At 61.1% G+C, this 18,941-nt stretch carries 15 protein-coding genes and 1 riboswitch; of the genes, 3 read left to right on the top strand and 12 right to left on the bottom strand.

Annotation, left to right across the window (positions count from 1 at the left end):
- Positions 1-78: 78 nt before the first annotated feature.
- Positions 79-1,293 carry a phosphoserine phosphatase SerB gene (gene serB, locus KGB20_RS17860; protein WP_057395688.1) on the bottom strand — a complete coding sequence of 405 codons (1,215 nt, stop codon included), beginning with the start codon at positions 1,291-1,293 and terminating at the stop codon, positions 79-81.
- 135 nt (positions 1,294-1,428) lie between these two features.
- Between serB and KGB20_RS17855 the strand changes: the two genes are divergently transcribed.
- Positions 1,429-2,946, top strand: coding sequence for an AhpA/YtjB family protein (locus KGB20_RS17855; protein WP_154910352.1), 1,518 nt, complete (start codon positions 1,429-1,431; stop codon positions 2,944-2,946).
- 252 nt (positions 2,947-3,198) lie between these two features.
- Here the strand turns inward: KGB20_RS17855 and KGB20_RS17850 are convergent, their stop codons facing one another.
- From KGB20_RS17850 to KGB20_RS17810, 9 genes are all read right to left on the bottom strand, one after another.
- Complete coding sequence (locus tag KGB20_RS17850; protein ID WP_057712257.1) at positions 3,199-3,912, bottom strand: membrane integrity-associated transporter subunit PqiC; 714 nt, start codon at positions 3,910-3,912, stop codon at positions 3,199-3,201.
- Positions 3,913-4,087: 175 nt separating this feature from the next.
- The gene (gene parC / locus KGB20_RS17845; RefSeq protein WP_057396215.1) at positions 4,088-6,355 is read right to left on the bottom strand and encodes a DNA topoisomerase IV subunit A; all 2,268 of its coding nucleotides are present in this window, start codon (positions 6,353-6,355) and stop codon (positions 4,088-4,090) included.
- A 7-nt stretch (positions 6,356-6,362) separates the two neighbouring features.
- Positions 6,363-6,887, bottom strand: a complete 525-nt coding sequence (locus KGB20_RS17840) for a TIGR02281 family clan AA aspartic protease (RefSeq protein WP_057712259.1) — start codon at positions 6,885-6,887, stop codon at positions 6,363-6,365.
- Positions 6,884-7,873: an esterase-like activity of phytase family protein gene (locus KGB20_RS17835; RefSeq protein ID WP_154910351.1), complete on the bottom strand. Its 990-nt coding sequence runs from the start codon at positions 7,871-7,873 to the stop codon at positions 6,884-6,886. Before KGB20_RS17835 ends, KGB20_RS17840 begins: the two co-directional genes overlap by 4 nt.
- Positions 7,873-9,777: a DNA topoisomerase IV subunit B gene (gene parE / locus KGB20_RS17830; RefSeq protein WP_090452794.1), complete on the bottom strand. Its 1,905-nt coding sequence runs from the start codon at positions 9,775-9,777 to the stop codon at positions 7,873-7,875. Before parE ends, KGB20_RS17835 begins: the two co-directional genes overlap by 1 nt.
- 50 nt (positions 9,778-9,827) lie before the next feature.
- Positions 9,828-10,436 carry a YqiA/YcfP family alpha/beta fold hydrolase gene (locus KGB20_RS17825; protein ID WP_154910350.1) on the bottom strand — a complete coding sequence of 203 codons (609 nt, stop codon included), beginning with the start codon at positions 10,434-10,436 and terminating at the stop codon, positions 9,828-9,830.
- A 206-nt stretch (positions 10,437-10,642) separates the two neighbouring features.
- Complete coding sequence (cpdA, locus tag KGB20_RS17820) at positions 10,643-11,458, bottom strand: 3',5'-cyclic-AMP phosphodiesterase (RefSeq protein WP_057712263.1); 816 nt, start codon at positions 11,456-11,458, stop codon at positions 10,643-10,645.
- Between the two features lie 112 nt (positions 11,459-11,570).
- Positions 11,571-12,023 (bottom strand): DUF1249 domain-containing protein, encoded by a 453-nt coding sequence (locus KGB20_RS17815; protein WP_007977461.1) that lies wholly within the window; start codon positions 12,021-12,023, stop codon positions 11,571-11,573.
- Complete coding sequence (locus KGB20_RS17810) at positions 12,014-12,631, bottom strand: NUDIX domain-containing protein (protein WP_150811903.1); 618 nt, start codon at positions 12,629-12,631, stop codon at positions 12,014-12,016. Before KGB20_RS17810 ends, KGB20_RS17815 begins: the two co-directional genes overlap by 10 nt.
- Before the next feature lie 224 nt (positions 12,632-12,855).
- Here KGB20_RS17810 and KGB20_RS17805 point away from each other — a divergent pair, with 224 nt between their 5' ends.
- A complete protein-coding gene (locus tag KGB20_RS17805; protein WP_154861135.1) occupies positions 12,856-13,602 on the top strand; it encodes an RsiV family protein in 747 nt (248 codons plus the stop codon).
- Here the strand turns inward: KGB20_RS17805 and cytX are convergent.
- Positions 13,571-14,863, bottom strand: a complete 1,293-nt coding sequence (gene cytX, locus KGB20_RS17800; protein WP_154861136.1) for a putative hydroxymethylpyrimidine transporter CytX — start codon at positions 14,861-14,863, stop codon at positions 13,571-13,573. The genes KGB20_RS17805 and cytX overlap by 32 nt on opposite strands.
- Positions 14,864-15,030: 167 nt before the next feature.
- Positions 15,031-16,920 (bottom strand): phosphomethylpyrimidine synthase ThiC, encoded by a 1,890-nt coding sequence (thiC, locus tag KGB20_RS17795; protein ID WP_008063536.1) that lies wholly within the window; start codon positions 16,918-16,920, stop codon positions 15,031-15,033.
- A gap of 165 nt (positions 16,921-17,085) precedes the next feature.
- A riboswitch (TPP riboswitch) is annotated at positions 17,086-17,191 on the bottom strand.
- A gap of 205 nt (positions 17,192-17,396) precedes the next feature.
- Here thiC and KGB20_RS17790 point away from each other — a divergent pair.
- Complete coding sequence (locus tag KGB20_RS17790) at positions 17,397-18,836, top strand: TolC family outer membrane protein (protein ID WP_154861138.1); 1,440 nt, start codon at positions 17,397-17,399, stop codon at positions 18,834-18,836.
- Positions 18,837-18,941 lie beyond the last annotated feature (105 nt).

Below are 18,941 nucleotides of genomic sequence, written 5' to 3'. Positions count from 1 at the left end.
CGGACTTACAGTCAACATAGATGTTGAATGTGATGACGCCTTCGCGAGCAAGCCCGCTCCCACATTGATTTGCGGCGCTTAGAGCTGCCCGTCGCGATCGCGGAAACCCAGCAGGTAGAGCACACCATCCAGCCCCAAGGTGGAAATCGCCTGCTTGGCCGACTGCTTGACCAGCGGCTTGGCCCGGAACGCCACGCCCAACCCGGCAATTGCCAGCATCGGCAAGTCATTCGCACCATCGCCGACCGCAATGGTCTGCTCCAGGCGCAAGCCTTCCTTGTGTGCCAGTTCCTTCAGCAAATCCGCCTTGCGCTGTGCATCGACAATCGGCTCGACCGCCACGCCGGTGACTTTGCCGTCGACCACTTCAAGTTCGTTGGCGAACACGTAGTCGATACCCAGCTTGGCCTGCAATTGCTTGGCGAAGTAGGTGAAGCCGCCCGACAGGATCGCGGTCTTGTAGCCCAGGCGCTTGAGCTCGGCGAACAGGGTTTCTGCGCCTTCGGTCAGGCGCAGCGAGGCACCGATGGAGTCCAGCACATTGACGTCCAGACCTTTGAGCAAGGCCAGGCGCTCCTTGAAGCTGGCGCGAAAATCCAGCTCACCGGCCATTGCCCGCTCGGTGATTTCCGACACTTTGTCGCCGACGCCGGCCGCCTTGGCCAGCTCATCGATCACTTCGGCTTCGATCAGCGTTGAATCCATGTCGAACACCGCCAGGCGACGGTTGCGACGGAACAGCGAATCTTCCTGGAAGGCGATGTCGACGTTCAGTTCCTGGGCGACGCTGAGGAATTCGGCACGCAGCGCCTGCGGATCAGCCGCCTCGCCACGCACGGAAAACTCGATGCAGCCCTTGCCCTTGTCGGCCGGGGTGTCCAGCGGCATGCGCCCGGACAGGCGATCGATGTGGTCGATGTTCAGGCCATATTTGGCGGTAATCGAGCTCACGGCCTGCAACTGCCCGGCTGTCACCTTGCGGGTCAACAGGGTCACAATGTGGCGCTTTTTGCCCTGATTGCCGACCCACTGCTGGTAATCCTGTTCGGACACCGGCGTGAAACGCACCTGTTGATCGAGTTCATAGCCCTTGAACAAGATGTCCTTGAGCACGGACTTGCCTTGCTCGGTGTCGGGAATTTCAACCAGGATGCCGAACGACAAGGTGTCGTGGATCACCGCCTGACCGATGTCGAGAATGTTCACACCACCCTGGGCCAGAACGCCGGTAATGGCCGCAGTCAGACCCGGACGGTCGACTCCCGTGATGTTTATCAGGACGATTTCGCGCAAGGCGCACCCCCGCAAGTGGAAAAAAACCGCATTCTACCCACTTTCAGTGACCATCGGGCACCGTGAGCGCTTTGACGGTCTAGGGCCTGTCGCTATACTGCGCGTCAACTTCACGGACAAAAGAGCCGAGCTCAAGTGAACCGGCCCACGCCAGTAAAAACCGACAACTTCTTCCTGCTGATCTTCCGGGCACTGCGCCACCGCCGTGTACCGATTGCATTGCGCATCGCCAGCCATAACGTGATCCTGGTCGCCCTGGCTCTGGTCATCTATGCCGGTGTGATGGGCCTGCAGTTCAAGCAGGCCATGCACGAGCAGGCGGATGCGCTGGGCGAAAGCCTGACCACGCAGACGGCCACCTCGGCCACCGAGCTGCTGGTGTCCAACGACATCCTCAGCCTCAACGTGCTGCTCAACAACCTGACCAAGAACAAGCTGGTGGCCCACGCCGCCATCTACAGCCCGGACAACCGCATCCTTGCCGAATCCGGCCAGCGTCCCAAGCATGGCCTGCTGGGCGAAGCCGAGGGCATGTACCAAAGCAAGATCACCTTCCAGGACGTGACTGCCGGGCAATTGCGCATCAGCCTGGACATGGACCAGTTCCAGCAGCCGATGACCATCAGCCTGCAAAGCATGGGCATTCTGAGTGCAATCCTGCTGGCCCTGTCCCTGGCCCTGAGCCTGCGCATGGGGCGTTATCTCTCCACGCCGCTGCTGCAATTGCGGGTGTGGCTGCGCAATATCGATGAATTCACCCCGGCCACCGACCGCCAGGACGAAATCGGCGACCTGGCGCGCCAGCTGCACGCCAACTTCGCCCCGGAACCGGCCCCTGTGCCAGAACCGGAACCGGAGTTCGACGACATGGATGACGAGGCCGACCCGGCCTTCGAAGTCCGTAACCTGCGCGATCCGAGTTTCGACGAGAGCCGCCCGGTAGCGGCGCTCAAACCAGCGCCACGACAGATCGTCAGCACCGTTGAAGACGACGATGACGAAGACCCGTTCGCCGATCTGCGCGACGAGTCGCTGGACAGCACCCCACAACCGGTGATTCGCAAAGCCACGCCGAGCGTACCGCAACACAGCGCGGTGCTGGCGGTGCAACTGGGCTCCCAGGAGCAACTGCGACGCCTGCCGCGGGCGCGTCTTGAAGAACTGCTCGAGCGCTATCGCGATTGCCTCGACCAGGCAGCTTCCCTGTATCAGGGCGAAGTAGAGACCTTGAACGATGGCAGCACGCTGATGCTGTTCCACACCGAAGACAGCGGCGACGATTACCTGACCAACGCCATTTGCTGTGGCGAACTGCTGCGGGCCTTGGGCCACCAGTTGCAGATCGAAGTCGCGGACAGTGGCATCACCCTGCAATTGCAGCTGGGGCTGACCCTGGGCGACGAACTGTTCGGCCTGAGCCAGATCGACTTGCTGCTGACCGACCCTGCCCAGGACGCCCTGGCCCTGTCGCAACACAGCCGCAACCTGCTGCTGGTGGAGCGCAAGATCAGTGACGACGTGTTGATTCGCCAGCGCGCGCGGATCCGCCCGATCGCCAGCCCTGAAGGTGCGTGCTGCGTGGAACGGTTGATGGAGCCGTATCCGTCGATGCTTGAGCGGCAATTGGCGCGGATGCATGAGCGTCGCGCTTAAGCCTTAACCTCGATATGAAGAAGCCCGCAGATGAGTGATCGTCTGCGGGCTTTTTTGTCGCCTGTTCTGGCCTCTTTGCGAGCAAGCTCGCTCCCACACTTGATCCGGGTTAGCCCAAGGGTGTGCTCACTGAAGATCCCCTGTGGGAGCGGGCTTGCTCGCGAAGAGGCCAGAACAGGCGCTAGATATCTCCAACCTGTAAAAACAACAAAGCCCGCATCAATGCGGGCTTTGTATGGATTCAGTCCACACTTAGAAGCGGAACACTTCCATATCCGTACGAATAGGCGCGGCCATCGGGATCTTCGGCTGCTTTTCCTGTTCTACCGCAGGTGCTGCCGCCTTGGCTGCCGGCTTGCGTGGGGCTTCGGCGATCGGCGGCTGATTGGCCAGGGGCTTGAGCGCCACCGACAGTTGTTCGGCCAGGCGTTGCAACAACACACCCTGTGCCTGGACCTGAGCCGCCGTGGTACCGGCATGCTGTTCCTGCAAATGGATGATGCGGTTGTCGCGGACCTGCCCGCGACGGTCGATCAGGCGCCATTGCGCGTCAAGGATCGCCGGTTGTTTTTCACCCGAATCCAGGCGCGTGATGGTCAGCAGCACCTGAACGTCCGGGGTGAAGCCCACTGTCGCCGGGGCCAGCACTACGCGCTGACTGTCCAGGCGACCCGCGACCTGGCGCAGCAGCAGCTGATCGATATCCGACGAAAGGCTGCCAGCCCAACGACCGTCGGTCGAGGCTTGCAGGCTGCCATCGGGCTGACGCTGCAACAGGGTTTCGCGTTGCAGGTAGTCGGCCACGGTGACCGGCCCCAACAATACCGCCATGCCCGCGTTCTGTGCGGGCTGAACCGGACTACCAGCGTCCAGTTGATACAACGACACCGGCTGGTGAACGCTGCAACCCGCCAGGCCAAGAACGCCGGCGAGCAAAAGAATAAAAGGAAGGCGCAGAGCAGTCATCGTCCCATCCAGGTGGTCGCTAAAAGGCTGACCACAGTGAAAATACTCAATAAATATGAAGAACGCGCGGCAACGCCGGCGCTTGAAAGGCCATATCATCCGTGAATATGCGTTCCGACTCCAGCGTAAAGCGCCGAACTACGGGTTAATTCGTAGTTCGGCGCTTCTAAGTCGCCTAATTGAGGTTTTCGACGAGCAGCGCGTCTACCCTCTGGAAGCCACGCGGCAACTTGTTGCCACGACGACCACGTTCACCCTTGTAGTGTTCGAGATCGTCCGCTTTCAGTGACAAGGTACGTTTCCCGGCCTGCAACACCAGTGTTGCACCGTCCGGCAATACCGCGATGTCCGTCACATACTCTTCACGACTGGCCACTCGCTCACCGGGAATCCCGATGATCTTGTTGCCTTTGCCTTTACCTAATTGTGGCAGGTCGCTGATTTTGAAGATCAGCAGGCGACCTTCGGTCGTCACCGATGCCAGCCAGTTCTGCTCACGATCGGCCACAGGACGCGGCAGCATGACCTTGGCGTTGTTCGGCAGGCTCAACAGGGCCTTGCCCGCCTTGTTCTTGGCCTGCAGGTCTTCACCCTTGACCACGAAGCCGTAGCCGGCGTCGGAGGCGATCACGTACAGCGCATCGTCTTCCGGCATCAGCACGCACTCGAAACTCGCCCCTGGCGGCGGCGTCAGGCGACCGGTCAGCGGCTCGCCCTGGCCACGGGCCGACGGCAAGGTGTGGGCGGCCACCGAATAACTGCGGCCCGTGGAGTCGATAAACACGGCAAACTGGTTGGAGCGCCCGGCTGCCAGTGCCTTGAAGCCGTCCCCGGCCTTGTAGGAAAGCCCGGTGGCGTCGATTTCGTGGCCTTTGGCGGAGCGAATCCAGCCTTTTTCCGACAACACGACCGTCACTTTCTCGTTCGGCAGCAGGTCGTGCTCGGTCAGGGCCTTGGCTTCGGCGCGCTCGACAATAGGCGACCGGCGGTCATCACCGTAGGTTTCAGCGTCCTTGATCAGTTCGCTGCGCACCAGTTTTTTCAACTTGGCTTCGCTGCTGAGCAGGGCTTGCAGCTTGGCTTGTTCCTTGAGCAGTTCATCCTGCTCGGCACGCAGCTTCATCTCTTCCAGCCGCGCCAACTGACGCAGACGGGTGTCGAGGATGTAGTCGGCCTGGATTTCGCTCAGGGCGAAGCGTTCGATCAGCCTGGCCCGTGGCTGCTCCTCGGTGCGGATGATGTGGATCACTTCATCCAGGTTGAGGTAGGCAATCAGCAAACCGTCCAACAGATGCAGGCGACGCTCGACCTTGTCGAGGCGGAATTGCAGGCGACGACGCACGGTCTGCACCCGGAACTCCAGCCACTCGACCAGCAGCGCCCGCAGGTTTTTCAGCTGCGGCTTGCCGTCCAGGCCGATGATGTTGATGTTGACCCGGTAGCTCGACTCCAGCTCGGTGCTGGCGAACAGGTGCTGCATCAGCGCATCGTGGTCGAAGTTTTTCCGTGCGCCCGGAATGATCACGATCCGGCACGGGTTTTCGTGGTCGGATTCGTCACGCAGGTCGGCAATTTGCGGCGCCTTGGACGGCTTGGCCTGCATCATCGCGGCGATCTGCTCCAGCACCTTGGCGCCCGAGACCTGATGCGGCAGCGCGGTGACGATGATGTCGCCGTCTTCGATGTGATACACGGCGCGCATGCGCACAGAACCGCGACCGGTTTCGTAGATTTTCAGCAGGTCGGCGCGCGGGGTGATGATTTCCGCTTCGGTCGGGTAGTCCGGGCCCTGGATGTGTTCACAGAGCTGTTCGACCGTGGCCTTGGGCTCATCGAGCAAACGCACGCACGCCGTGGCGACTTCCCGCAGGTTGTGCGGCGGCACGTCGGTGGCCATGCCCACGGCGATACCGGTGGTGCCGTTGAGCAGGATGTTCGGCAGGCGGGCCGGCAACACCAGCGGCTCGTCCAGCGTACCGTCGAAGTTCGGGCCCCAATCCGCCGTGCCCTGGCCCAGTTCGCTGAGCAGCACTTCGGAATAACGCGACAGCCGCGCTTCGGTGTAGCGCATGGCGGCGAAGGACTTGGGATCATCCGGCGCACCCCAGTTGCCCTGGCCGTCGACCAGCGTATAGCGATAGCTGAACGGCTGGGCCATCAGCACCATGGCTTCGTAGCAGGCCGAGTCGCCGTGGGGGTGGAATTTACCGAGCACGTCACCGACAGTACGTGCCGACTTCTTGTGCTTGGAATCAGCGTCCAGCCCCAGCTCGCTCATGGCGTAGACGATACGCCGCTGTACCGGTTTCAGGCCGTCGCCGATATGCGGCAGGGCACGGTCCATGATCACGTACATGGAGTAGTTGAGGTAGGCATTTTCGGTGAAGTCAGCCAGTGACCGGCGTTCTACACCGTCCAGGCTGAGATCAAGGGAGTCGCTCATGCGGGCCTCATCGGTTCGTTGTCTGGCGCAGCAGCATGGTGCCACCGCGCTGGGTAAATTCAAGTTTGTTCAGTGCGCTCATGCCGAGCAACACTTGATCGCCATGCAGCCCCGGGGCCACCAGTGCGCGTACATCCCGCAGCACGATGTCGCCCAGCTGCAGCCGCTCGATACGGGTGCGATAGCCCTGGCTCAGGCCATTGGCCGTGCTCAGGGTCACGCCGAATCCTTCTTCCAGCTTCAAACGCTTGGCCAGGTCCGCCGGAATCGACACATCTGTCGCCCCGGTATCGAGCATGAAGTCCACCGGATGGCCGTTGATCTGACCGCTGGCGACAAAATGCCCCTGCGCATTGCTCACCAGTTTCACCTCAATGAAACCCTCGCCCTGCTCCGAGCTGACCACCACGTTCGGATTTTGCTGACGCGCTTCCCACTGGCCGAAAAAACGCGTGGCCAGAAACAACGCGGCACACCAGGCCAGTACCATAAACACCCGGCCGATGCGCTGCCCCGGGCTTCGTTGTCTCATGACTTGGCACTCCAGCCACCTTCCGGTGCAGCAAAACGCCAGACTACCGGACGGACTTCGCCATCGGCGCGAGCACCGTTGTTGTTGTCGATACCGATCCAGGCACCGTCAGCGTCCACTACCAGCGCTTCCGCGAGGCCATAATCCTGTGGATAACGCCGATTTTCCTGCAATGCCTCTTCGGCAAACGACCAGCAACGCTCGACCTTGGCGGTCAGCGCATCTCGGCGGCAGACCTCGAACGCATTGCGCTCCAGGGTAAACAGCTTGCCGTTGAACAATGACAGATCGGCAAAATCCCGAGGCATCGCTCTGGCGTGGGGAAACTGTGCGGGTTGCATTTCATTCCCGGCTTCACTCAGCAGCACGCATCCACCATCGCAGTCCCACACCGATTGCTTGCGCTTGATCAGCAGCAACCCGCGGTTCTCGCGCTCGGCAGCCAACCACAACTGGTCACCTTCAGGATTGATTGCCAAGCCTTCGAACAGTGCATTGAAGCGCAACAACATGCCTCTGGCCCGGGCTTCGCGCGCCATGAGCGGCGAAATCTTCAGCCAGGAAGTCGGCCCGGTTGGCGGTATTTGCAACACCGCTGCATGGGATTCGCTGACCACGTAACGATTGCCGGCGCGGTCACAGGTGATGCCTTCGAAATCCAGATTGCCGCCACGCACGAACGAAGCGGCCCAGGTCCGCGAACGCAATCCCCAGGGCAACCCGCTGTCAGGTACTTCAGGTACGCCGATGCCCACGGCCTGTGCGCGCCAGACGTTGGCCCGGGTATCGAGACGATAGATCTGATCATCGTCACGGTCGGAGACCGTCCACAGCTCCTTGCCGCACTGGGCCAACCCGGACAGGTTGCCGCCGCGCATGCCATCGACGGCATGCTCGGACAACAGACGCAGTTGCGGTGTCGGTTCGCCAGACACCGTCATTGAGGTCAGCAGCAACGCACACGCCAGGGCAAAGCCCAAGCGCATCAGCCCAGCACCTCGGCCAGGTTGCCCTTGGACTCCAGCCAGGTCTTGCGGTCACCGGCACGCTTCTTCGCCAGCAGCATGTCCATCATCTCCGAGGTAGCCTCGAAATCTTCCAGGGTCAACTGCACCAGACGCCGGGTGTTCGGGTCCATGGTGGTCTCGCGCAACTGCGGCGGGTTCATTTCGCCCAGACCCTTGAATCGGGTGACCTGCGGCTTGCCGCGCTTCTTCTCGGCCACCAGGCGATCGAGAATCCCGTCGCGCTCGGCTTCATCGAGGGCGTAGTAGATCTCTTTGCCCAGGTCGATGCGGTACAACGGCGGCATCGCGACGTAAACGTGACCGGCATCGACCAACGGGCGGAAATGCTGGACGAACAAGGCGCACAGCAAGGTCGCGATGTGCAGACCGTCGGAGTCGGCGTCGGCGAGGATGCAAATCTTGCCGTAGCGCAGCTGGCTCATGTCCGCCGCGCCCGGATCGACACCGATGGCCACGGCGATGTTGTGCACTTCCTGGCTGGCCAGCACTTCGCTGCCGTCGACTTCCCAGGTATTGAGGATCTTGCCGCGCAACGGCAGGATCGCCTGGAACTCCTTGTCCCGCGCCTGCTTGGCCGAACCGCCGGCGGAATCACCTTCGACCAGGAACAGCTCGGAACGCATCGGGTCCTGTCCGGCACAGTCGGCCAGTTTGCCCGGCAGCGCCGGGCCTTGGGTAACGCGTTTGCGCTCGACCTTCTTGCTGGCCTTGAGGCGACGGCCGGCGTTGTTGATCGCCAGTTCCGCCAGCAACATGCCGGTTTCCGGGTTGGCATTGAGCCACAGGCTGAACGCATCCTTGACCACACCGGAGACGAACGCCGCCGCTTCACGGGACGACAGGCGCTCCTTGGTCTGCCCGGAGAATTGCGGTTCCTGCATCTTCATCGACAGAACAAAGGCGATGCGTTCCCAGACGTCTTCCGGTGCCAGCTTCACACCACGCGGCAGCAGGCTGCGGAATTCGCAGAACTCGCGCATGGCGTCGAGCAGGCCCTGACGCAGACCGTTGACATGGGTACCGCCCTGGGCCGTCGGGATCAGGTTGACGTAGCTTTCCTGCACCGCATCGCCGCCTTCCGGCAGCCACAGCAGCGCCCAATCCACGGCTTCCTTGTTACCGGCAAAAGCGCCGCAGAACGGTTCGTTCGGCAGGCGCTCGAATTCGCTGACCGCATCCACCAGATAGGAACGCAGGCCGTCTTCGTAATGCCATTCGACTTTCTCGCCGGTGGCCTTGTCTTCAAAACTGACCAGCAAGCCCGGGCACAGAACGGCCTTGGCCTTGAGCACGTGCTTGAGGCGGCTGATGGAGAATTTTGGTGAGTCGAAGTATTTCGGGTCCGGCGCAAAGAACACGCTGGTCCCGGTATTGCGCTTGCCGACAGTACCGACGACTTCAAGCTCGGTGGCCTTGTAGCCATCCTTGAAGGTCATCTGGTATTCGTTGCCGTCACGTTTTACACGCACCCGCACTTCGGTGGACAAGGCGTTGACCACGGAAATACCCACCCCGTGCAAGCCGCCGGAGAACTGGTAGTTCTTGTTGGAAAACTTGCCACCGGCATGCAGCTTGGTGAGGATCAACTCGACGCCCGAAACACCTTCCTCGGGGTGAATGTCCACCGGCATGCCTCGGCCGTCATCGCTGACCTCCAGGGAATGGTCGGCATGCAGGATCACCTGCACCGATGTGGCATGCCCGGCCAAGGCTTCGTCGACACTGTTGTCGATGACTTCCTGGGCAAGGTGGTTCGGCCGACTGGTGTCGGTGTACATGCCGGGGCGTTTGCGCACCGGGTCGAGGCCCGAGAGGACTTCGATGGCGTCTGCGTTATAAGAGCTAGCGCTGGGAGTGGCCATGGGGTCTCGTCGTCAGTGTTCGGTGAAAAAAGAATTCATGGGGCTATCGCTCACAGTGCAGTGAAATCGATTGCCTGATACAAATCGGCGCCAATGCCGGCAAAACTCAACATGGCCGGCAATTGCCCGGCAAAACCCTGGAAACTGTGGTCGCCGCCGGCCTGGATACGCAAGGCGCATGCCCGGTAATACTGCTGGGCGAGGCGATAGTCCAGCGTTTCGTCAGCCGTCTGCAACCATACCTGATAACGCTGTGGATCCTGGGGCGCCGGCACTTCCAGTTCGGCCAGGGCCACCACGTGGTCGTGGGTCATTTCCCAGGTCTCTTCGGTATACAGGTTTTTCTGCGTCCCCAGATAGCCGTCGAACATCCGGTGCGGGCTGACGGCAGGGTTGATCAACAGGGCTTTCAAGCCATGGCGCTCGGCCAAGTGAGTGGCATAGTAGCCGCCGAGAGAGCTGCCGACCAGCAGTGGCCGCCCCAGCTCGGCAATCGCCTGCTCCAGCTGCTCGATAGCCTGGCGCGGGTGATGGTGCAATGCCGGAACGCGCAGGTGTTCGCTCAGGCCCAGACGCTCCATCACCTCGACCAACTGACAGGCCTTCTTCGACAACGGCGAGCTGTTGAAGCCGTGGATATAAAGGATCGAACCGGACATTTGAGCTCCCTGTGCGTCGGCTAAAGAGGCGGAGTTTACAGGGACTCGGGGAATCGGGGATATCCACAGAATCCACGGTGTCTGTGTAGACGCCTTCGCGAGCAAGCCCGCTCCCACACTGGACCTGCGTCGGTCACAAGCTCCCCCTGTGGGAGCGGGCTTGCTCGCGAAGGGCGCGACTAGGTTTTCCAGAAAAAATGAAAAAATCAGTAGCCGTTGGAACCGTAATCCACAGTGAAATCAAACCCGGTAACCCGCTCCACCCCGGTTTCCAGCCGCCCGTCGGGCAGCAGTCGCAACCAGCGATAGCCCGGCGCCTGTTCCCCGACCTTGAAATCTTCGCTGCCCGGCTCGAACTGGATGCAGGTAGAGGGCGAGGCGATCAAACGTACGCCGTTGCGCATCCGGTCGATTTCCTGGTGCACATGCCCCCACAACACCGCACGTACCTGCTCGAAGCGATCCAGCACGGCGAACAGCGCCTCGGGATTGCGCAAGCCGATCGGTTCCATCCATGCACAACCGATGGACACCGGGTGATGGTGGAAGCACACCAGATGATGGCGCTCCGGCGCTTCGCTCAACGAGCGGGCGAGCAACTGCAGCTGTTCATCCTGCAAATAACCCGGCACCGAGCCTGGCACCGCCGAATCGAGCAACGTGACCCGCCAGTTGCCGATATCCACCACCGGTTCGAGCAAAGCGCTCTGCACCGCCGCCTCGGCCATGATCTGCGGCTCATCGTGATTGCCGGGAATCCAGCGCGCCGGCGCATCGAGCTGACGCGTCATGTCGCGAAACTGTTGGTAGGACTCCAGCGTCCCGTCCTGGGACAGATCACCCGTGGCCAGGATCAAGTCAATCCGCGGCTGTTGCGCGCGCACCAGTTCGATGACCTTTTGCAGGCTGTCGCGGGTGTTCATGCCCAGCAACGCGCGGTCCGCTTCGGCAAACAGGTGACTGTCGGAGAGTTGCACCAGCAACGCCGGATCGGCGGTGGTCAATGTGGATACGCTCGGCAAGGCGTTCTCCCAGGGCGTGATCACGGGGATGGGTAAGTGCCGCAATTATGCTGGGGGATGACCGAAAGGGGAAACTGTTGAACCTGACACAGTTCACAACTGCGTTGCTCGTTTAACGGACAACTTCGTACTCATGCCCCAGCGCCAGGCAATGGCTCAGCCACTCGCCCAGAAACATGTTCAGCTGGGCCTTTTCGTCCGGCTGGTGCATCGAGGCGTTCGGGTAAGGATAGATGCCGCGAAAGCGTCGTGCATGTTCGGCGCTGACCACTTCGGCCATGCGCGCGTCGTGATAGACCTGCACTTCCAGTTGCGGCACCGGCAGCCAGGGCAGGCTGTGTTCCTGACGCACTTGCAGGGTCGTGGTGTAGGGGCAGGTCAGCAGGACTTCCAGGGCCAGCACACCGAGCATCTGGTCGCCATGGGTCACGGCGATGCGCCGCGCGGCGGGCTCGCTGCGCATGTCCGGCAGCAGTCGCATCAAGCGCGCGTAGTTCGCCTCGCAGGACGCTTGCAGCCCCACCAGGTCCACCCGATAGCGATCGCGCAGCTTGTTTACGACCATAACCCCCTCACTTCAACGCGGTTCAAAGCCAGCCATTGCAAGGCAATGATGCTCGCCGCGTTGGCAATACGCCCGTCGCGCACGGCTTGCAGGGCATCGTCGAAAGCCCAGACCGTGACGCGGATGTCTTCTGCCTCTTCCTCCAGCCCATGCAGGCCGCCAACCCCGGTAGTGTCGCAACGCCCCAGGTACAGATGCACGAATTCGTTGCTGCCGCCCGGCGATGGAAAGTATTTGGTCATCGGCCAGAGCGCCCCGATTTCAAGCCCAGCTTCCTCCTGCGCTTCGCGGTGAGCAACTGCTTCCGGCACTTCATCCTTGTCGATCAGACCAGCGACCAGTTCGATCAGCCACGGGTTGTCGGTCTTGCCCATGGCGCCGACGCGAAACTGCTCGATCAGCACCACTTCATCGCGTTGTGGATCGTAAGGCAGCATGCATACCGCGTCATGGCGAACGAACACTTCACGATTGATCTCGCGACTCATGCCCCCGGCGAACAATTCGTGGCGCAAGTGCACGCGTTCGAGTTTGTAGAAGCCCTCGTAGCACTTTTCGCGCCGCACGATATCAACGGCGGTCGGAATGGCGTTGGCAAAATCCGTCATGACTATCCTCTTTTACTGCAAATCCTGTTCGAGGCTGCTTTTTTCCTGGGCCTCGACTTCGCGCCATCCTAACGCGCCCGTGACGTTTGATGCAGCCCCTTTCCCGTCAGCGGGATGGACGGTGAGGGCGAAACCCACTCTAATTAGCTTAGTGGCGAACTGACTGCTTTGTTGAGAGTCGAAGCCGGTAACTTTTTGCCTTCCCTGTTTCAGAAAGGACGCTCATGTCGCTTTTCAAAATCGCCTCCGTGGCCGCTATCGCCCTGACCCTGGGCGCTTGCGCGAGCCTGTTCCAGCCCAACTACCGGACGCCGCTGGAAACCACCCGCGACGCCTCCGAGCAACTCAAGCCCGGTTGCAGCAACCCGGATTGCCCGCTGGTCAACATCGACACCCTGCACTTCCCGGACGAGCCTGCACTGGACGGCATCATCGAAAAGCGCCTGCTGCAAATGACCCGCACCTCGCCCGACGCGCCGATCGCCCCGACCCTGGCGGCCTATCGCGAAGAGTTTTTGCGCACCGCCGGACCGCGCTTCAGCAGCTATCTGCAGGCAAAGGTACGTGAGCAGCATGACGGCTTGGTGATCGTCGAATTGTCCAGCTACCTGGACACCGGCGGTGCCCATGGCACCCCAGGTCGAGGGTTCATCAACTATTCACGCCAACAGCATAAAGTGCTGACGCTGTCGGACATGCTGGTGCCTGGGCAGGAAGACGCGTTCTGGAAAGCCGCGCAAGTGGCACACAACAGCTGGTTGATCAGCACCAAGCTCGATCAGGAACCGGAGTTCGTGAAGAGCTGGCCGTTCCAGAAAACCCGGAACGTGGCGCTGACCTACGGCGGGGTAATCCTCAAATACGAAACCAGCACCATCGCGCCTTACGCGCTGGGCCATGTCGAACTGAAGATCCCCTACCCTCGCCTGAACGGCATCATCAAGCCCGAGCTGTTTCCCGGCCGTAACTGAAGGCCCGACCCAGCACTAGCTGGAGCAACCCTGCCACTACCAGTGCCGGCAGGGTTGCGCCGACATCCGGATACAGGTTGGCCAGCAAGTGATAGGTGCTGACCCCGCCCAGCCAGGCGAGCAGCGCCGGCCAGCGCAACGCGGCTGACGCCACCTGGCCACTGCGTTTGCGCAGGATGAAGTGATCCACCAGCACTACGCCGAACAACGGCGCAAACACCGAACCGATCAGCAGCAGGAAGTTCTGGTACTGGGCCAACGGCGCCAGCAGGGCAATCAGCGTGCAGATAACGCCGATGGCCAACGCCAGGTGCTCGACTTTGGCGCGCAACAGAATCCCGCTGGACACCGCCGCCGAGTGAATATCGGCAAAGGCGTTTTCCGATTCATCCAGCAGAATCAACAACAGCGGAATCCCCAGGCCGGCGCCGGCCAGCGCCAGCAGCAAGGCATTGACTTCACCGCTCGGCGCGAACGCCAGGGTGTAGGCCACGCCCAGGCTCATCAGCCAAAAATTGCCGATGAAGAAACCGATGGCGGTGCCGCCGAAGACGTTTTTCGCCCGTTTGCCGAAGCGCGAGTAGTCGGCGATCAGCGGCAACCACGAGAGCGGCATGGCAATGGCGATGTCGAAACCCACGGCGAACGGCATCGAACCGTCACCGGCCTGGGCCCACAATGCGGCCAGGTCAGCCTTGGCGAACAGGTTCCAGGTCAGCCAGACACACGCGGCCAGCAGCAGCCAGATGCCCCATTTGCGCAGGATCTGGCGCACGAAAGTCAGCGGACCGCTGACCGCGAGCAAGGTCGCCAGTGCGCCGAAGAACAGCGTCCACAGCACGGGATTGGACAGCAGGCTACCTTCGTTGAAGGCCTTCGCGCCCAGCAGGCTGGCAGCATCGCGCATGACGATGATTTCGAACGAACCCCAGCCGATCAATTGCAGCAGGTTCAGTACCGCCGGCAGGCTTGCGCCTTTGGCGCCGAGGCTGAGTTTGAGTGCGGCCATCGACGACAGGCCGGTGTCGCTACCGATCACGCCGACCGCCGCCAGCAGCAGAACGCCGACCAGGGTGCCAAGAAAAATTGCCAGCAACGAACCGGACAGGCCAAGGCCCGGCGCGAGCAATGCACCAGTCTGCAGGACCATCAGGCCGATACCGAGGGAGAACCACAGGGAAAACAGATCGCGGCCGCCGAATACACGCTTGTCGGTCGGCACCGCGATATCGGGGGAGTAAGTGCTGGGTTGAATGCTCAAGGGTGTTATCTCAGAGGAATATGTTTTGTCATTGAGAGTTTCGCTGTCTGATCTGGCGCTTTCGCGAGCAAGCCCGCTCCCACATTGGTCCTGCGTACACAGGTCGAATGTGGGAGCGGGCTTGCTCGCGAAGGCGGCGCCACAGGCACCGCCAATCCAGGACCAGATCAAACTTTCTGATACAGCTGACTGCCTTCCTGCTTGAAGCGCTCGGCCTGTTCGGCCATGCCTTGGGCGACGTCCACGTCGACCGCTTCGATCCGCTGGTTGGCCGCATACTCGCGGACTTCCTGGGTGATCTTCATCGAGCAGAATTTTGGCCCGCACATGGAGCAGAAGTGCGCCACCTTGGCCGAATCCTTCGGCAGGGTTTCATCGTGATACGAACGCGCGGTGTCCGGATCGAGCCCCAGGTTGAACTGGTCTTCCCAACGGAATTCAAAACGCGCCTTGCTCAAGGCATTGTCGCGGATCTGTGCGCCCGGATGCCCCTTCGCCAGATCGGCGGCATGCGCGGCGATCTTGTAGGTGATGATCCCGGTCTTCACGTCATCCTTGTTCGGCAGGCCCAGGTGCTCCTTCGGCGTCACGTAGCAGAGCATCGCGCAACCAAACCAGCCGATCATCGCCGCACCGATACCGGAGGTGATGTGGTCGTAGCCTGGCGCGATGTCGGTAGTCAGCGGGCCAAGGGTGTAGAACGGCGCCTCGTCGCAGCATTCGAGCTGCTTGTCCATGTTCTCTTTGATCAACTGCATCGGCACGTGGCCCGGGCCTTCGATCATGCACTGCACGTCGTGTTTCCAGGCAATCTTGGTCAGCTCGCCGAGGGTCTCCAGTTCGCCGAACTGCGCTTCGTCGTTAGCGTCGGCAATCGAGCCCGGACGCAGGCCATCGCCCAGCGAGAAGCTGACGTCGTAGGCCTTCATGATTTCGCAGATGTCTTCGAAATGGGTGTAGAGGAAGTTCTCTTTGTGGTGCGCCAGGCACCACTTGGCCATGATCGAACCGCCACGGGAGACGATGCCGGTCACGCGCTTGGCGGTCATCGGCACGTAGCGCAATAGCACGCCGGCGTGGATGGTGAAGTAGTCGACGCCCTGCTCGGCCTGCTCGATCAGCGTGTCGCGGAACAGCTCCCAGGTCAGGTCTTCGGCCACACCGCCGACTTTTTCCAGGGCCTGGTAGATCGGCACCGTACCGATCGGCACCGGCGAGTTACGGATGATCCACTCGCGGGTTTCGTGGATGTGCTTGCCCGTGGACAGGTCCATGACCGTGTCCGAACCCCAGCGAATGCCCCAGGTCAGTTTCGCCACTTCTTCTTCGATGGACGAACCCAGTGCACTGTTGCCGATGTTGCCGTTGATCTTCACCAGGAAGTTACGGCCGATGATCATCGGTTCCAGTTCGGTGTGGTTGATGTTGGCCGGAATGATCGCGCGGCCACGGGCGATTTCGTCACGGACGAATTCCGGGGTGATGATTTTCGGCACACTGGCGCCGAAGCTGTGGCCGGCGTGTTGCTGGTCCAGCAGGCCGGCGGCGCGGGCCACTTCCAGCTTCATGTTTTCGCGGATGGCGACGTATTCCATCTCGGCGGTGATGATGCCTTTGCGCGCGTAGTGCATCTGGCTGACGTTGGCGCCAGGCTTGGCGCGGCGCGGGTTGTTGACGTGGGCGAAGCGCAGCTTGGTCAGCTCCGGATCGGCAAGTCGCTCCTGGCCAAAATTCGAACTCAGGCCGCTCAGGCGCTCGGTGTCGCCACGGGATTCGATCCACGGCGAACGCACATCGGCCAGGCCTTTGCGCACATCGATGATCACATTGGGGTCGGTGTACGGGCCCGAGGTGTCATACACCACCACCGGTGCGTTGACCTCGCCACCGAAGTCGGTCGGCGTCACGTCCAGGCTGATTTCGCGCATCGGCACGAGGATGTCCGGGCGAGTGCCCTGAACATAGATTTTTTGCGAGCGGGTAAACGGCTGAACCGATTGCTGATCGACCTTGGCCGAATCACTCAGGTTGGTGGCGATTTTTGCTTTTGTAGTCATCACGGGCTCTCCAGACACACATCCAGGCAGTGGATTTTTGTCGGAGCGAACCTGTAAACGAATGGACGCACGGGCGCTGGGAAAACCAGCTGTGCTGTGCTCAGTGCTCGAGGGGTGTTCGATTGTCGAACAACATCCCGGACGAAGCACAAGAGGACTCGCCGGGTGACGAGAAATCTTGTTCCCTACGCAGGCGCTAACCTGATCAGGTTCAACGGGATCCGAAATTATTCGATCTCAGCCTCAAAGCAAGGCACCCCGACAAGAACCCGGCCAGTCTAGACACAACTGGCAAAGAACGCCAACCCCACGGCAAACACCATGATGAATGGCGTAATTACACGCAGTATCAGGATTGTTGCCGTCCGAATGCACAACTACACTCGCTACGCTGAGCCGCGCATTGACGCTGTCAAAGCAGGGCCTTAGCCTTGGCGCTCAAATTACCTCTGTAATATCAATTCTAGGGATCGTCTATGCTGCGCAAACTCTCACTGGCCCTCGCCGTGTCTTGTGCGTCCAACGGAATGGCCTGGGCAGCAGATGTGCCCTTATCGGCCAAGACGGACCTGGTCAGCGTGTATCAAGAAGCCGTCAACAACAACGCCGACCTGGCGGCTGCCATCGCCCAATATGGCGCGCAGAAAGAAGTCGTGCCCCAGGCCCGCGCCGGGCTGCTGCCGAACCTCTCGGGCGGCGCCAATGTTTCCGAGGTGCGTACGTCGCTCGATCAACCTTCGGGCACGACCAACCGCGATGCTCATTCCTACCAGGCCACCCTGGCGCAGCCGCTGTTCCGCGCCGATCGCTGGTTCCAGTTCCAGGCCGCCAAGGAAGTCAACGAACAGGCCGCCCTGCAACTCTCGGCGACCGAGCAAAACCTGATCCTGCAAACCGCTGACAGCTATTTCAACGTGCTGCGCAGCCAGGACAACCTGGCTTCGACCAAGGCCGAAGAAGCGGCGTTCAAACGCCAGCTCGATCAATCCAATGAGCGTTTCGATGTCGGCCTCTCGGACAAGACCGACGTATTGAACTCACAGGCCAGCTACGACACCGCTCGCGCCAACCGCATCGTTGCGCAGCGCCAGGTGGACGACGCCTTTGAAGCATTGATTACCCTGACCAACCGTCAGTACAACTCGATCTGGGGCATCAGGCATGACTTGCCGATCCTGCCGCCAGTACCGAACGACGCCAAGGCCTGGGTCGAAACCGCGGGCAGGCAGAACCTCAATCTGTTGGCCAGCAACTATGCCGTCAGCGCCGCCGAGCAAACCGTCAAGCAGCGCAGGTCCGGGCACTTGCCAACGCTTGACGCGGTCGCCAAGTACGAGAAAGGCGACAACGATGCGCTGGGCTTCAGCAATCCGGTTCCCTTGGGCCAACCCTACGGCGGCAACGTCGAGCAAACGACCGTGGGCCTGCAACTGAACATCCCGATCTACAGCGGTGGCCTGATCAACTCCCAGGTGCGTCAGTCCTATGCACAACTGGACCAGACCGAACAGCAACGCGAATCCCTGCGCCGCAGCATCGTGGAAAACACCCGCGACCTGCACCGCGCGGTGAACACCGATGTCGAGCAGGTACAGGCGCGCAAGCAATCGATCATCTCCAACCAGAGCGCGGTGGAAGCGACTGAAATCGGCTATCAGGTGGGTACGCGAAACATCGTCGACGTGCTGGATGCGCAGCGCTCGCTCTACACCTCGGTTCGCGACTACAACAACACCCGCTACGACTACATCCTCGACAACCTGCGCTTGAAGCAACAGGCCGGCACGTTGAATCCGGGGGACCTGCAAGTCCTGGCACGCTGGCTCAACCCGAACTACAACCCGGACAAGGACTTCCTGCCGCCGGATCTGGCCAAGGCGGCAGAGGAGCAGTTGAAAGCGCGGCCTGATCAGTAAAAGCAAAAGCTTCGCGAGCAAGCCCGCTCCCACATTGAGCTGCTGTCGTACACAAAACCTGTGTTCACAGAAGATCCAATGTGGGAGCGGGCTTGCTCGCGAATG

Origin of the sequence: Pseudomonas sp. BF-R-30 (genome assembly GCF_019956175.1) — a bacterium.
Lineage (GTDB): Bacteria > Pseudomonadota > Gammaproteobacteria > Pseudomonadales > Pseudomonadaceae > Aquipseudomonas > Aquipseudomonas jessenii.
The sequence above is the reverse complement of the archived record's forward strand: the minus strand, read 5'-3'. Positions and strand labels throughout refer to the sequence as shown.